Annotated in this window: 13 protein-coding genes; 11 read left to right on the top strand and 2 right to left on the bottom strand. The window is 41.3% G+C overall.

All coding sequences use genetic code 11. The features are described 5' to 3' along the window. Positions 1-3: 3 nt before the first annotated feature. From CBW18_RS00200 to CBW18_RS00215, 4 genes are all read left to right on the top strand, one after another. Complete coding sequence (locus CBW18_RS00200) at positions 4-1938, top strand: RagB/SusD family nutrient uptake outer membrane protein (RefSeq protein ID WP_088299258.1); 1935 nt, start codon at positions 4-6, stop codon at positions 1936-1938. Positions 1939-2082: 144 nt separating this feature from the next. Beyond that, complete coding sequence (locus tag CBW18_RS00205; protein ID WP_088299259.1) at positions 2083-3444, top strand: glycoside hydrolase family 43 protein; 1362 nt, start codon at positions 2083-2085, stop codon at positions 3442-3444. 79 nt (positions 3445-3523) lie between these two features. Continuing rightward, on the top strand, positions 3524-5560 hold the full coding sequence (locus CBW18_RS00210) for an NPCBM/NEW2 domain-containing protein (protein ID WP_088299260.1): 2037 nt from the start codon (positions 3524-3526) through the stop codon (positions 5558-5560). 220 nt (positions 5561-5780) lie between these two features. Beyond that, a complete protein-coding gene (locus CBW18_RS00215) occupies positions 5781-6881 on the top strand; it encodes an ATP-binding protein (protein ID WP_088299261.1) in 1101 nt (366 codons plus the stop codon). Between the two features lie 39 nt (positions 6882-6920). On the opposite strand, the gene CBW18_RS00220 is transcribed toward CBW18_RS00215, so the two are convergent. Next, positions 6921-7373: a GNAT family N-acetyltransferase gene (locus tag CBW18_RS00220; protein ID WP_088299262.1), complete on the bottom strand. Its 453-nt coding sequence runs from the start codon at positions 7371-7373 to the stop codon at positions 6921-6923. A gap of 62 nt (positions 7374-7435) precedes the next feature. Beyond that, positions 7436-7729, bottom strand: a complete 294-nt coding sequence (locus CBW18_RS21530) for a hypothetical protein (RefSeq protein ID WP_216359174.1) — start codon at positions 7727-7729, stop codon at positions 7436-7438. Between the two features lie 393 nt (positions 7730-8122). Between CBW18_RS21530 and CBW18_RS00230 the strand changes: the two genes are divergently transcribed. The 7 genes from CBW18_RS00230 (at position 8123) to CBW18_RS00260 (ending at position 16737) form a co-directional block, all read left to right on the top strand. Beyond that, positions 8123-8653 (top strand): NAD(P)H-dependent oxidoreductase, encoded by a 531-nt coding sequence (locus CBW18_RS00230; protein ID WP_088299901.1) that lies wholly within the window; start codon positions 8123-8125, stop codon positions 8651-8653. Positions 8654-8800: 147 nt separating this feature from the next. Continuing rightward, entirely contained in the window at positions 8801-9400 is a 600-nt protein-coding gene (locus CBW18_RS00235) for an FMN-dependent NADH-azoreductase (protein ID WP_088299263.1), read from the top strand. A gap of 248 nt (positions 9401-9648) precedes the next feature. Then, a complete protein-coding gene (locus CBW18_RS00240) occupies positions 9649-11004 on the top strand; it encodes a BNR repeat-containing protein (protein ID WP_253248923.1) in 1356 nt (451 codons plus the stop codon). A gap of 11 nt (positions 11005-11015) precedes the next feature. Beyond that, the gene (locus CBW18_RS00245; RefSeq protein ID WP_088299264.1) at positions 11016-13178 is read left to right on the top strand and encodes a family 43 glycosylhydrolase; all 2163 of its coding nucleotides are present in this window, start codon (positions 11016-11018) and stop codon (positions 13176-13178) included. Positions 13179-13198: 20 nt separating this feature from the next. Further along, positions 13199-14305 carry a glycoside hydrolase family 88 protein gene (locus CBW18_RS00250; RefSeq protein ID WP_253248924.1) on the top strand — a complete coding sequence of 369 codons (1107 nt, stop codon included), beginning with the start codon at positions 13199-13201 and terminating at the stop codon, positions 14303-14305. An 11-nt stretch (positions 14306-14316) separates the two neighbouring features. After that, a complete protein-coding gene (locus tag CBW18_RS00255) occupies positions 14317-15558 on the top strand; it encodes a DUF2264 domain-containing protein (RefSeq protein ID WP_088299266.1) in 1242 nt (413 codons plus the stop codon). 60 nt (positions 15559-15618) lie between these two features. Beyond that, entirely contained in the window at positions 15619-16737 is a 1119-nt protein-coding gene (locus CBW18_RS00260; protein ID WP_088299267.1) for a glycoside hydrolase family 43 protein, read from the top strand. The last annotated feature ends 5 nt before the right edge of the window (positions 16738-16742 follow it).

Below are 16742 nucleotides of genomic sequence, written 5' to 3' on the forward strand. Positions count from 1 at the left end.
AATATGAAACGTATACACTTCAATATAACTTTAGGGGTTTGGCTGGGAATGGTCATGTTCTCCGGCTGTAAAAAAATTCTTGATGAAGAACCACGCAGTATTTTTACCCCTGATTATTTTAAAACAGTAACAGGTGTAAATGGCGGACTTACCGCAATGTATGCTCACCTGCGTAACATTTACGGGCAGGCCTATTACTATAATTCATTGATTACAGGTACAGATGAAGCAACCTGGGGTAAAGATGCCGATGGTAACTTTAAAGATATGGATTGTTCAGGCGTAGGCTCTATTCTTTCTACGAGTTATCCAAGCAGCGTATTGTGGACCGAAGCTTTTCCAAATATCAATACGGCCAGTGGTGTGATAGAGAATGCCAGTGCGGCGGGTATTTCCAGTGCATTGGTAGCAGAAGCCAGGTTTTTCCGTGCTTTTGATTATTTCATGCTGGTACAAACCTTTGGAGGTGTACCACTTGATTTAGGCGGAGGTGAACTTAAATTTAATATCAATCCGGTGAGAACTTCTACCCGCAATACTGTACCAGTGGTTTATACCAAAGCGGTATTTCCTGACCTGTTGCAGGCCGTTGCCGATTTACCTGCAACTTCAAGGGTTATCGGAGGCGTAACCAAAACTACAGCAAGACTCTTTTTATCTAAAGCATACCTGACTTATGGATGGTGGTTACAAAATCCCAATAACATTCCAACATACCCGGCAGCCAACAGAACTGATCCTGACGGACATGATGCCGCCTGGTATTTTCAGCAGGCTTATGATATTGCTACAGCAGGTATAGAAAACCCAGGTGCTAACGGATTGGTTGATACTTACTATGATGTTAATCTGGGTCCAAATGACCGCAATAAAGAAATGTTGCTTTATGCCGATCACACAGAAAGCAGTGAGCGGTATAATGGTGGTAGTTTAACTTTTGGAAGTGGTGGTGCACCGGATAATTTCTCTGGGTGGATGATGACCTGGAATTACACCAACCTGAGAAGTGGTGGCATCAGTTCAGTTCAACGTGAAGCAGAACAACATCTTGGTCGCCCGTGGAACCGTATGGCCCCAACCATAGAAGTGTTTAAAAATACCTTTGCAGATAAAACCCTTGATTCCCGTTACGACGGAACCTTTACTACCGTATATCGTGGTAACTGGCCAAAAGGTTACAATCCGCCAGAATCTGCACCTGCTTCATTGGTGAATGCCAACGGCATATCAATTGTTCCGGGCAATGCGGTATTAAGCTTTTTAGATACGGACAACAGTGCAATTACTTACCCAACCGGTGCCGGAGCCAGCAACGTTGGAGCCGGAACTTTGCCTGGAAGAGCAGATTATGTGATTGCACCAAATGGCATCAGCAGAATCGTTTATCCGGGGCTTTGGAAACTGGGTCCTTACCGTACAGATAATGGAACCGGACTGGGGCAGCCAAATGCCGGCAGTACACGCCCGTATCCAATCGCCAAATTCTCTGAACTGTATTTTGTTGCTGCAGAAGCTGCCGTAAAAGGGGCTAATGTAAAAGCGGGCAAAAGTGCACGCGAATTGATTAACGTAATTCGTGCACGTGCTGGAAAATGGCGTTGGGATAATAATGGAAATGTAGCTAAAGTGCAAGATAACAGTGCTGCAATGGTTGCTGCCACGCCAGCTACTATTGATATCAATTACATTCTCGCAGAACGCTCCCGTGAATATTATGGAGAGGGCTATAGAAGATTTGATTTGATCAGAACTCAAAAGTGGGCTGAATTATCCACCACTTATAGCATTGCCGGGATCAATTATGGTGATCATACACCAGTAACGGTAACCAGAACCATTACACCAGCTTTATATTTGCGTCCGATTCCTCAGGATCAGATTGACAAAATGCAAATGTCAGATGCTGATAAAAAGGCCTATCAGAATCCAGGATATTAACCTTTAAAAAATCAGGCAGGTTGTTCTACGGAATAATCTGCTTTTTTTTTTATCTGTTTTTATGGACAAGCAGTTCAATTCATTCTGCCATAAAAATACCATTCCCTACAGCGCAACTGAAATAAAATAATTTTGAAAAACCCAATGAAACAATTTATTCTGAGCCTGATGCTATGCGTGGTTTTTTATTTTCCGCTCAGGGTTACCGCGCAAAATCCCATTGTACAAACCCATTATACGGCCGATCCCGCACCTTTGATGTATAACGGAAAACTTTATTTATACACCAGCCATGATGAGGATAATTCCACCTGGTTTGTGATGAATAACTGGAAATTATACACCACAGAAGATATGGTCAACTGGACCGATCATGGCGCAGTGGCATCATATGAAACATTTGACTGGGCCATTGGTGATGCCTGGGCCATTCAGGTGGTAGAGAGAAAAGGTAAATTTTATTTATACGCGCCGGTAAAATCACGCGATAAAAAACGTTCGGCTATTGGTGTGGCAGTTGCCGATAATCCATATGGCCCATTTTATGATCCGCTGGGGAAACCTTTGGTCAGCGTAAGTGACGGAGATATTGATCCTACAGTATTTATCGATGCGGATGGAAAAGCCTATCTCTATTGGGGAAATCCAGACTGCTATTATGCCGAGCTTAATGATGATATGATCTCGCTCAAAGGCGAGGCTATTCGTGTACCCATGACGGTGGCATCTTTTGGCAAACGTGAAGCCAACGAGCGCCGCCCAACCTTATATGAAGAAGGACCGTGGTTATATAAGCGAAACCCGCTATACTACCTCTTTTGGGCAGGTGGCCCCATACCGGAACATTTGGGTTATTCTACCAGCACAAGTCCGAAAGGCCCCTGGAGATACAATGGTACGCTAATGCCTCCTGAAGGCAGAAGTTTTACCAATCACCCGGGCGTGGTCGATTATAAAGGAAAAACTTACCTTTTTTACCATTCCGGAGCACTGCCAGGCGGAAATGGTTTTAACCGCTCTGTCGCTGTACAGGAAATGAACTTTAAAAAAGATGGCAGCATATCACCCATGAAAATGACGGATGGCATTGTTAAGCCCCTGCAAAATTTAAATCCCTATCAAAAAGTGGAGGCTGAAACCATTGCCTGGTCTGAAAACATAAAAGCTTCTGAAAATAAAAATGTGGGTGTGTTTGTTACCGCGAAAAAAAATCTGGCCTATACGAAAGTTAAATCTGTCGACTTTGAGGCTGCGGGTGCTTCAAAATTTACAGCCAGGGTTGGCACTACGCATAATGCTGATGTAACGATGGAAGTTCACGCTGATGGTTTAAACGGCCCCTTACTCAGCACCATCAAAGTCCCTTTGACAGGGGGTAATAATCGCTGGGCTGTTGTTTCAACGGCAGTAAGCAAAATCACAGGCATCCATGATCTTTACTTTGTTTTTAAAGGCAAGGCAGAAACAGATATCGCCTTTTTTGATTACTGGATGTTTACGAAATAATTTAAAAAACACTCCGCTTCGCTCAATACTGCTGAACTTTCTATCATGAATACCTTATTATAAAAAATCTACCCACGTCATGAACATCGTAAAATTATTTGTCATCACCATTTTAACATTCATTTCTGCGGGAAGTTGCTGGGCACAAACTTCCGCTCATGAAGCGACCATATGGCTTGATATGCTGGATTTAACAGCAGCCACCCAGGGAAATGGTACACCTCAAAAAAACAAGTCGGTTGATGGAAAAACCATGACCATTGCAGGCAAAACTTTTGATCGTGGATTTGGAACACATGCCGAAAGTTCATTGTTGATTTTACTGAACGGAAAAGCAAATTCATTTTCAGCACAGGTGGGTATTGATGATGAAATAACCGGGCATGAGCCTGCAGCGGAGTTTATACTGGTGGCAGATGGTCAAAAAATCTGGTCAAGCGGAATAATGCACCTGGGTGATAAAGCAAAGCCTTGCGAAGCTTCACTTAAAGGGGTACACAAACTGGAATTAGTTGTGACAGATGGTGGCAACGGCAATTATTATGACCATGCAAATTGGGCAAATGCAGCTTTCAAGGCAACGGGTGTCAGCACCTTTGCTACCCTTAATCCAATTCCAGGTATACCTTATATCCTTACACCTAAAACATCTTTGTTACCAAAAATCAACAGTGCCGGCGTTTTCGGCGTAAGACCCGATTCGCCATTTCTGTTTATCGTGGCGGCAACGGGAGAAAGGCCAATGAAATTCTCAGCAGCCGGTTTGCCCTCCGGACTAAAATTAGATGTAAATACAGGCATCATTACAGGTTGTCTGAAGGAAAAAGGCATATTTTCAGTAAGCCTGGGTGCCATGAATGCAAAAGGTAAAGCAAAAAAAACATTACGCATTGTTTGTGGCGATCAGATTGCGCTTACGCCACCTATGGGCTGGAACAGCTGGAATTGTTTTGCTGATCAGGTATCTGCTGATAAAGTGAAGCGTGCTGCAAATGCAATGATTAAAAGCGGATTAGTGAATCATGGCTGGACTTACATCAATATTGATGATTTCTGGCAAAATAATAAAGATGCTAAAGACCCTTCCATTAGGGGCGAACTTCGTGATCAGGCCGGAAACATCATAACCAATTCGCGTTTTAAGGACATGAAAGGGCTGGCAGACGACGTTCATGCCATGGGCCTGAAAATTGGATTGTATTCCAGTCCGGGGCCCTGGACTTGTGGCAGTTGCACCGGAAGTTATGGGTATGAAAAACGAGATGCAGACACCTATGGAAAATGGGGTTTTGATTACCTGAAATATGATTGGTGCAGTTACGGTCATGTAATTAATGGCATGCCAAATAATGATCCGTATAAAATTGGTGCCTTATCTTATAAAGGTGGAAACGACCTGGCTACCGCGATGAAACCGTTTCAATTAATGGGCGATGCACTTAAAGCACAGCCACGGGATATTGTTTTCAGTCTGTGTCAGTATGGAATGTCTGATGTTTGGAAATGGGGCAGGGCTGTTGGAGGTACATCCTGGCGTACCACCAATGATATTACCGATACCTGGACAAGTGTCAAAAATATTGCTTTGCAACAAGATCAGGCAGCTGCATGGGCCAAGCCTGGCAACTGGAATGATCCGGATATGCTGGTAGTGGGCACGGTGGGATGGGGTAATCCGCATCCCAGCAAACTCAGGCCAGATGAACAATACCTTCACTTTAGTTTATGGTGCCTCTTCTCTGCACCATTACTGATTGGCTGCGATATGGAAAAACTGGATGATTTTACGATGAATCTGCTCACCAATGATGAAGTAATCGCCATCAATCAGGATCCGCTTGGCAAACAGGCTACCTGCTTACAAACCATTGGCGATGTCCGCATTTATGTAAAGACCTTGGAAGATGGAAGCCATGCAGTAGGATTTACCAATTTTGGACAGGAAAAGGCAGAATTAACATATAGCGATTTTAAAAAGCTGGGCCTTAAAGGCAATTTAAAAGTTCGTGATCTCTGGCGACAAAAGGATCTGGCATCCGTAAACAGCGAAAATGGTAAACTTCCCCTGAGCATACCTGCACACGGTGTATTACTGTATTCATTTGCAACAAAATAATAGCTTGGATTATGCTGCACCTATGGTTGGGGAGTGGGTTTGATCGCTTACCAGGCATTTTGATTTTTTTACAAAATGCCTGATCATGGATGCATTTAAATGCCATTTTTGAGGCGTATGAAAAAATGCGCTTAATGATTAGATTGTTACATAATGGTGCTAACCCGATAATTTTAACTACCTTACTCCGCGCAGGTACATTTACGCGCAACAACGGTGAATGCAAAACAAAAATTCTAAGATTAGTGAACTAATAGATCTGAATGACGAGCTGGAGAATTATTTTCGAAACACCATCATTCCCCAGCTTTTTGTTGATGCCAATTTAATACTGCGCAAATTTACACCACCGGCAATGAAGCAGTTTAAGCTTCATCATAGCGACATTGGAAAATCCATTCTTGATGTTAAAGACAATTTTCGCTTTCCCAGCATTATTGATAATATTGAGCAGGTAATCAGCACTGGTGAACTTTTAGAGAAGGAAGTTCAAACGGTGGATATGCGGTGGTTCCAGATGAACATTTTGCCGTACATTGTGATGAAGGAAAATAAAACCAATGGGGTGATCATTACCTTTATTGACATTACTTCCAGGATCCGCGATCTCAAAGAGCAGGAAAAATTAATTATGGAGCATGAGTTATTATTGGATACCATCTCTCACGACATCAAAACCCCATTAACCAGCCTGGGTTTAACCATTGAAATGCTGAAGAAAGTACCCGAAAAAGGAATGGAAAAATTCCCGGTACTGCTGGAGAAAATTGAAACCGGGCTGTTAAAAATAAAAGGAATTATCATCGATTTAACAGATGCCAGACAATCTGAACATCATTTTAAAACTGTTGCAGAGTTATTGGATATTGAACAAATTCTGGAAGATGTCCGCTTAACGCTAGCGGCGCAGATACTGGAATCTAATGCCGTCATCAGTTGGGCGTTTAAACACTCGGAAGTTGTTTTTGTGCGCCGCAAGCTCAGAAGTGTACTTTACAACCTGATTAACAATTCAATCAAATACCGGAGTGCCAGCCGTGTGCCGGAAATTATGATTAAAACCTATATGGAAAATGATGATTTCGTGCTCAGCGTTTCGGATAACGGGAGGGGGATAGCACAAGAAAACCTGGAAAAAATATTCAATAAATACGAGCGCCTTTCAACAGATGTGGAAGGAACAGGTGTTGGCCTTCACCTCGTGAAAGAAATTGTTAATTTATCAGGCGGAAAAATCAGCATTGAAAGTGAACCGGATAAAGGAACCATATTCAGGGTCTACCTGAAAAACCAAAATGCAGATAAGAGTACAACAGCCTGAAAACTATAAAATTGAATATCAGACTGAAGTAAATGCCGTTCAATCTTCTGCACAATGCTGCCTCAGTTGCTTTGGCCCCTGTGGCCATATAAATGCAGTGGTTTGCTTTTTCCAACCCATACTTTTATAAAAAGAATCTGCCCCGGGTGCCGCGCTTAAGTTTACGAAATGATAATTATCCAATTGATTGTTTAAGGTGGTCACAATATACTTGCCCAAGCCCTGTCCCTGGTAATCAGGATCAACAACTACATCAGCCAGCATGGCGTAATAACGGCCATCTCCGACTACTCTTCCAAATGCAATAATTACCTCTTCATGGTATACAAAAAGGGTATGCGTACTCAATTTAAAGGCACTTTCTATTTCTGCAGCCAGGCGATGTTTCCAATTAATTTTTTGAAATAAATGCAATACATGTGTCCAGTCTATACGGGTTAAATCCGGATTAATTTGAGTAGGATATGTTGGGTTAACAATAGGGGTAATCATTGAATTTTTTTAATTAAGCACGTAAAGTTGAACATTTTTTATGAGTCAGGCAGCCCCATTATTTATAAATATGGTTTAACTAAGGTCATGGCCTCTTCAATGGCCTCAGCATATGGCAGATATAAATTTCTTGCATGCGGATTAAGTGCATCGGCATCACATAAGCCTGCGTGGTGCCAGTAATGCAGGTGATCCCAATCTGGCCTGTCAATGATGAGATAGAGGCAAATGCCCTTTAACGGGATGCCCGGTTTTAAAGTTTTTACACACTCTTTTGCGATGAGTTCTATCCAGTTTGGGCGATGTTCACCCGGATGGCTGGTTTCTGTTAATACAATTGGTCGCCACCTAACCATGATATGAAACCTACTTCATTAATTGGGATAACAATAAGCTGCTGGCCGGGGCAGTAATTTTTATAAAAGGTGGCAAACGCCGAGCAGACATCCACAAATCGAATCAGGAAATGAGGGTGTAGGGGGCTCAAATCTACCGGGTATCCAAAATGGCAGATATCCCAGATTTGTTGGATACCGGTATCCCTTGCGGCATCAATCATCAGTGCTACAGTATAACATTGGCATTATAGGCTTCAGGACATTCTGCTGCCAATGTTTTTTTTGGCGAAGTTGACAGATGTTTTTTCGATTGTAGACATTACTTACATTTTTTATAGTACATCACAATGGGTTGCTATTGAATCTAATTCAGGTTACTTAACATATGTTTGCAACATAAAATTTAAAATTATGAAAACACTCATTATTGTGATTCATCCTGATCTTCCGGGTGCTGTAGTGAATAAAAGATGGGTAGAAGAACTGAAGAAATTTCCTGATCGATATGTGATCCATCAATTGCATGAGTGCTATCCCGACGGGAAGATAGATGTTCATTGTGAACAGCAACTGGTAGAACAGTATGATCAAATTGTTTTTCAGTTTCCGTACTATTGGTTCAATTGCCCATGGTTATTTAAAAAGTGGTTAGATGAAGTGCTTACCCATGGCTGGGCTTATGGAAGTAAGAGTGGGTATAAACTGGCAGGAAAAACCATAGCCCTGGCCATATCGGTGGGGGTTGATGAGGCTGACTATCTGCCATCAGGGACTTACAATTATACCTTAGCCGAGTTACTCCGTCCATTTGAACTTTCTTTTGGATATGTTAAAGCAGATTACCAGCCACCGTTTACATATTATGGAATAGAATATCATTCTACTGCTGAATGGATAGAAAAAAGCGTACAACCCTATATGGATTTTTTAAATGCTTTGTAATTTTATGGGCTGGACTGAAAAGTATTTTCTATTGCATTGTGCTGGCATTAGCGCGTGATAAATTTTTAGGAAAAAGTAATTTCTTATCACACATCAAGATGGGTTTGGCTAAACATTGCGATTTTAGCTACCTAAACTTAGAATAAAATGTCAAAGATTCTTCATGTAATTTCAAGCCCAAGAGGCGAAGCATCCAATAGTATTAAATTGGCAAATGCCATTATAGATCAGTTAAGAGCACAAGATCCTGCAGCTGCTGTTGTGGTAAAGGATTTGGCCAAAACACCTTTTCCACACCTGGAAGAAGCGCATTTAAATGCCTTCTTTACACCTGTTGAACACCATACCGAAGAAAACAAAGCGGCCATCAGCCACTCGAACCAGGCGATTCAGGAAATTATGGATGCAGATGTGTTGGTCATCGGTGCGCCAATGTACAACTTTGGTATTCCTTCAGTATTAAAGGCCTGGTTTGATCATATCGGCCGTGCCGGGATTACGTTTAAATATGGTGCAAATGGTCCTGAAGGTTTGGTCACCGGTAAAAAAGCGTATATCGCTATGGCTACAGGTGGCGTTTATAGTTCAGGACCTGCCGCAGGTTACGATTTCGTAGCGCCTTATATTAAAGCCTATTTAGGTTTTATCGGTATTACTGATGTAACCATAGTGAGGGCTGAAGGTTTTGCTGTGGCTGACTTGCAGGAAACCGCATTGGATAAAGCAATTGATAGTATCGTTCTGTAAAATAAATTGAATGCATATTAAAGGCCGTCTCTAAAAAAGAGATGGCCTTTTTTGTATAGTGTCGCATCCTGAAATTAGATTTTTTGCCCACACTTTAAGCGTTTATTAAGAAATACTGCAAAACTTCCGTAACTATTATAACATCAATGCTACAGTTTAAAAGCCTTTGTGTTAAATTGTCCCCCCTAAAGTGTGATTTAACCCCCTGTTTAAATCCATAAAAAATCGGTACTTTGAATTTTAACCAAATGATGAAAATCAAGCATCTTAATTTCCAGTTGCACTTACTGATTAAAGATATACTGATTGGTGGCCTATGCTGTATGCTGAGTTTATATAGTGTGGCGCAGCAAAGTACTGTCAGTACCGTTGCCGCTAACGGATGGTCTAACAATTCGGTAAATACGGTAATCTTTAGAAAAAACGCCTTAGTCAGTTTTCGGCATATTCAATATGCGGCCTATTATGATGCTGATCAGTTTTTAGTGCTTGCCAAAAGAGAACTGAATTCGCCAACCTGGGAAACTTTAAGAACTGCTTATAAAGGTGATGCAGCCGATGCACATAAATCCATCAGCATTATGGTAGATGGAGATGGGATTTTACATGTGGTATGGAGCCAGCACAATAACACGTTAAATTATGCATATGCGCTAAGTGCAGGCAGTCTGGTTTTAAGTGAGAAAAAACCAATGCTCGCCGAACGGGAGGGTAAGGTGAGTTATCCCGAATTTTACAAACTGGCTAACGGCGATTTGTTATTCCTCTACCGGGATGGAGGATCTGGTAACGGCAATCTGGTGATTAATCGATATGCGGTAAAAACAAAAAAATGGAGCAGAATCCAGAATAACTTAATTGATGGCGAAGGACGTAGAAATGCCTATTGGCAGGTTGCAATCGATCAAAAAGGCGTGATTCATCTTTCCTGGGTATGGCGTGAAAGTCCTGATGTGGCCAGTAACCACGATCTCTGTTATGCAAAATCTGCTGATGGAGGTTTAACCTGGCAAAAATCTGATGGTGCGCCTTATCAATTGCCTATCAGTGCGGGTAATGCAGAGTATGCCTTAAAAATCCCACAAAAAAGTGAGCTCATTAACCAGACTTCTATGTTTGCAGATGCCAAAGGCAAAGTGTTTATAGCAAGTTATTGGCGTGAGGAGGGGGAAAGCATTCCGCAATATCATCTGGTTTATAAAACGGATAACGATTGGAGAGTGCATCACTTAAATTTTAGAAAAACCGCATTCAGTTTAAGTGGTGGTGGAACCAAGCAGATTCCCATCGCCAGGCCCCAGATTATCGTTTGGAAAAATGGCAGGCATTACGCTGCCGGCCTGATCTTTAGAGACAAGGAAAGAGGAAGTAAAGCTTCAATCGCTTTGAATAATAATCTGCAGACAACGAACTGGGTAATAACGGATTTAACAGCCCAAAGCGTTGGCGATTGGGAACCCAGTTATGATACTGAATTGTGGAAAAATAGAAAAGTGTTAAGTTTGTTTTTGCAGGATGTAAAACAGATAGACGGCGAAGGAAAAGCCAGTCAGCAACCTACTGCCGTTCAGGTATTGAATTGGAAACCTAAAAAAAATGATTAAGCACAATTAATATGAATAAAAATAAGACAAAGGCCAGTATGATACTCGTGCTTTTCGCCGTATTTACTTTAAATTTTGGCGTTCATGCACAAGGAAAAAAGCAAGCTCGTAACAGTGCTTACCTGTTTGCCTATTTTACAGGGAATGATAAAGCGGAAGAATCTATTCGCTTTGCCATTAGCGAAGATGGCTATCATTACAAAGCCTTAAATCATAACAGGCCGGTTATTTCATCAGAAAAAATCAGTTCAACAGGCGGTGTTCGCGATCCGCATATTTTACGTGGTGCCGATGGCAAGCATTTTTACATGGTGGCAACTGATATGGTATCGGCAAAAGGTTGGGACAGTAACCGGGCAATGGTGTTATTAAAATCGAATGACTTAATTACCTGGAAATCCAGTATTGTTAATATTCAAAAAAAATATCCCAATCAGGAGAATTTAAAACGGGTGTGGGCACCGCAAACCATTTATGATCCGGCTGTTAAAAAATACATGGTATACTGGTCTATGAAACATGGCAATGATCCTGATAAAATCTATTATGCTTATGCCAATGCAGATTTTAGCGACCTGGAGGGAACGCCTAAACAATTATTTTTCAGTCCGACAAATGGATCCTGTATTGATGGAGATATTATTTACGATAAAGGAAAATACAACCTGTTTTTTAAAACAGAGGGCAATGGAAACGGCATCAAAAAAGCAGTTTCCAGTTCCTTAACAAAGGAATATGTATTGGAAGACCGTTACTTACAACAAACCACCGATGCGGTTGAGGGTGCCGGGGTTTTTAAGCTGAATGGTTCTGAAGATTATATTTTAATGTATGATGTTTACATGAAAGGACGCTATCAGTTTACCAAATCTAAGGACCTGAACACTTTCAAAATCATTGATGAAGAAGTAACAATGGATTTTCATCCCCGCCATGGAACGGTGATGTCAATCAGTAAAGAAGAAGAAAACCGGTTGTTAAGCAAATGGTATAGTGCTTCATCCGTAGTGCAGGGGGCAGGCAACCCATCCATCAAGCAAAATAACATTGTGCTGGATACTGTGGCCAGAACCGTTTATTTGCCTGTTAATGATGGTACAGATTTGAAAGCATTTGATCCCGGGTTTTCTAAATTTTCAGGTGTGAGCATTAAGCCTGAAGGGAAGGTTGATTTCTCTAAAGGACCTGTACGTTATACACTTAAAATTGGCAACCAGGCAATGCAAACTTATGCCATATCCGCCGCCATCAACCGTAACCCAGTATTAAATGGTTTTTATGCCGATCCTGAAATCCTGTATTCAAACAAAACTTCAAAATTTTATTTATACCCTACCAGTGATGGCTTTACCGGCTGGAGTGGCACCTATTTTAAAACCTTTTCTTCAACAGATCTGGTGAACTGGAAAGATGAAGGAGTGATTGTAGATTTAAATAAAGATGTTTCATGGGCAAAGAAAAATGCATGGGCTCCAACTGCGATAGAGAAGAAGGTAAATGGCGTATATAAATATTTTTACTATTTCACAGCTGCACAAAAAATCGGAGTGGCCGTGTCTGATCATCCTGCCGGACCTTTTAAGGACAGTGGTAAACCATTAATTGCCAAGCGGTCTGCAGGTATAAAGGGTGGACAAGAAATTGATCCTGATGTATTCACCGATCCGAAAACCGGGAAAAGCTATTTGTATTGGGGTAATGGATATATGGCTGTAGCAACACTTAATGAGGACATGGTTTCCATTGATACGACCTCTGTGAAGATCATCACACCGGATAATAGTTTCCGTGAAGGCACAGAGGTTTTCTATAGAAACGGAAAATACTATTTTCTTTGGTCGGAAGAAGACACCAGAAGTCCTGATTATGCCGTGCGATATGGATTTTCTGATTCCCCAACCGGAAAAATTACGGTTCCGGCTAATAATTTAATTTTATCGAAAAGGCCAGATCAGGGTATTTATGGTACTGGCCACAATAGTGTGATTCAAATTCCGGGTAAAGATGAATGGTATATCGTTTATCACCGTTTTAATAGACCAAAAGGGATAACCATGGGTGATGCCGCAGGCTACAACCGGGAGGTATGCATTGATCAAATGGAATTTGATGAAAATGGCAATATCAAGAAAGTTATTCCCACATTGGAAGGTATAAACCCAATTCATAAATGAGAACAATAAAATTATTTTCAATGGCATTTCTTTTAATCCTGTTTTATGGGGTAACAGAAGTTCATGCGCAAACAAAAGATACCGTACTTGCTCAGCTTAATTTAGCCAATCAATACTGGCAGACTACAAATAAACCACAAGTTCGTGCCTTTTGGGATCATGCCGCCTACCATACGGGCAATATGGAGCTTTATCAGCTCACCAAAAATGAAGCTTACCACAAATATGCTGAGGATTGGGCGGAACACAACCAATGGATGGGAGCAAAGTCTGCCAATAAATCTGAATGGAAATATAACTATGGTGAAACAGACGACCATGTGCTTTTTGGCGACTGGCAAATCTGCTTTCAAACCTATATCGATCTTTATCATATACAACCTGCAGAATATAAAGTGGCACGTGCAAAAGATGTGATGCAATACGAAATGAGTACGCCCAATCAGGATTATTGGTGGTGGGCAGATGGTTTGTATATGGTGATGCCTGTAATGACCAAACTTTATAAGTTAACAGGCGATCAAAAATATTCAGATAAGCTTTATGAATATTTTATGTATGCCAATAGCATTATGTATGATCAGGAAGCGAAGCTTTACTACCGCGATGCCAAATATGTTTATCCCAAGCATAAAAGTACCAATGGCAAAAAAGATTTCTGGGCCAGGGGCGATGGATGGGTTTTCGCTGGCTTGGCTAAAGTGTTAAAAGATCTTCCTAAAAATGATCCGCATCGGAAAGAATACCTTACCAAATACCAGAACATGGCCAAAGCTATTGCAAAATCTCAGCAAAAAGAAGGCTATTGGACAAGGAGTATTCTGGATCCTGAACATGCGCCCGGTGCAGAAACCAGCGGAACTGCTTTTTTTACCTATGGTTTGCTTTGGGGCATTAACAATGGCTATTTAAAAGAGAAGACATATCTTCCGGCAGCAAAAAAGGCATGGAAATACTTGTCAGAAACGGCCTTGCAAAAGAATGGAAAAGTAGGGTATGTACAGCCTATTGGTGAAAAGGCCATCCCCGGACAAGTAGTAGATGCAAATTCTACAGCTAATTTTGGCGTAGGTGCCTTTTTATTAGCCGGCTGCGAAATGTATCGTTATTTATCAAATCAACAGTAAAGCTCAATTCAATGAACATAAAAAATATTGCGCTTGCTTTTTTGATGCTGATGTGCCTTGGCGGATCGGCAATTGCACAGAAAGTAAGTAAAAAAAGTGTGATGCTTAACGACAGGCAATTCTGGATCCAGCAGATGGATAAAATGGTTCGCCCGGTGTTGCAGAATTTAGCCAATGATAGTCTGCGGATTGCCATGCCAAAGGTAACCTCAGTGCATGTTGATAATAAAGAGCACCGGATTAAAGTTCAATATGTAGAAGTGTTGGGAAGGGTTTTAAGTGGCATTGCGCCATGGTTGCAATTGGAAGATGGGGCTGCAGAAGAAGTTGCCTTAAGGAAACAATATCGCGAATGGGCACTCCGTGGATTAAAAAATGCTTTGGATTCTAATGCCAAAGATTTTATGAATTTTGATATCGGCGGACAACAACTGGTTGATGCTTCCTATGTGGCGCTGGCCGTGGTACGTGCACCCTGGTTATGGGAAAACCTGGATCAGAAAAATCAAACCTTATTGATGAAATCCATTGTCACTACCCGGAAATTTAAACCTGTATTTTCTAATTGGCTATTGTTTTCAGCTATGAATGAGGCTTTTCTAGCCAAATTTGGTTATGACTGGGATCCGATGCGTGTGGATTATGCACTCCAGCAAATGGAGCAATGGTATACGGGTGATGGGATGTATACTGATGGTACCTCATTCGCTTTTGACTATTACAATAGCTATGTGATTCATCCTTACCTGGCAGCACTTTCAGAAATTATTGGTAAAAAAACCAATGCCTATAAGGACATGTTCGAGAAGATTAAAAAGCGCAATGAAAGATATGCCATCATTCAGGAGCGGTTAATTAATGCAGATGGAACTTATCCTGCAACTGGCCGCTCGATCATTTACCGTGGTGCGGCATTTCATCATTTAGCCGATATGGCTTTGCGAAAAGCATTGCCAAAGCAATTATCAGCAGAACAGGTTCGCTGCGCATTGACTGCCGTGATCAGAAAAACATTGGAAAGCCCTACCACCTATAAAAATGGTTGGTTAACCATTGGCTTATATGGTGAGCAGCCTGAGTTAGGCGATTTTTATAACAATCAGGGTAGCCCTTATATTGCTTCAAATATTTTTTTACCGCTGGGCTTACCCGCCAGCGATCCATTCTGGGCAAATCCACCAGCTAAATGGAGTGCACAGAAGATCTGGAGTGGCGAAAATTTCAAAAATGACCACAGCGAAAATTTAAAGTAAAAACAAAAAAATAAGTGTTTATTAACTCATTCACATGTAATTAAACCAAACAACATAGTTATGAATAAGAGGATCAACTTTATCTTATGCTTTTTAACCCTCTCTTTATTGGCCTGTCAACTTGCTTCTGCGCAGCAAAAATATGCTTCATTTACGCAGGGTAAAATCTGGAAGGATGATAAAGGCGTACACATTAATGCGCATGGTGGTGGTATAGTTGAACATAAAGGCACCTATTATTGGTTTGGTGAACATAAAATTGAAGGTGAAAAAGGAAATACCGCACAGGTTGGGGTTCATTGCTATTCTTCAAAAGATTTATATAACTGGAAGGATGAAGGCATCGCACTGTCGGTTTCTGATGACCTGAAAAGTGATATTGCAAGAGGATGTATTTTAGAAAGACCTAAGGTTGTTTACAATAAAAAAACTAAGAAATTTGTGATGTGGTTCCACCTGGAACTTCTGGGCAAAAGTTATGAAGCCGCCAGAAGTGGCGTTGCCGTAGCAGATAAACCCAACGGGCCTTATACCTTTATCAAAAGCTATCGCCCTAATGCAGGTAAAATGCCGTTTTATGCAGAGGGTACACCTGAGGCAGAAAAGGTAAATTGTGAAAATCCGGTAAATAGAAGTGATGGCTTTTTCTGCAGGGATTTTCCTGGCGGACAGATGGCAAGAGATATGACTGTTTTTGTAGATGATGATGGCAAGGCTTATCATGTTTTTTCTTCTGAAGAGAATTTCACCTTACACTTAGCCGAATTAAGCCCTGATTATTTAAGTCATACAGGCAAGTTCATCAGAATTTATGTAGGGCATCAAACAGAGGCACCAGCTTTATTTAAGAAAAATGGCACCTATTATATGGTGGGTTCTGGTTGCACAGGTTGGGCTCCAAACCCTGCCCGGTGGTTTAAGGCCAGTTCCATTTGGGGGCCATGGACGTATATGGGGAATCCTTGTCAGGGACCAGGTGCAAATATCACATATGGCGGACAAAGCACCCACATTCTTCCGGCTCCAGGAAAGAAAGGTGATTTCATTTTTATGGCAGATAAATGGGAACCTAAAAACGCCATCGATGGTCGTTACCTCTGGTTGCCGATTAAATTTGAAGGCGATAAGCTTACTATAAACTGGCAGGATGAGTGGAACCTCAGTACGTTTAATAAATAGGAGCT

The organism is Pedobacter sp. AJM (genome assembly GCF_002197755.1).
Classification (GTDB): Bacteria; Bacteroidota; Bacteroidia; order Sphingobacteriales; family Sphingobacteriaceae; genus Pedobacter.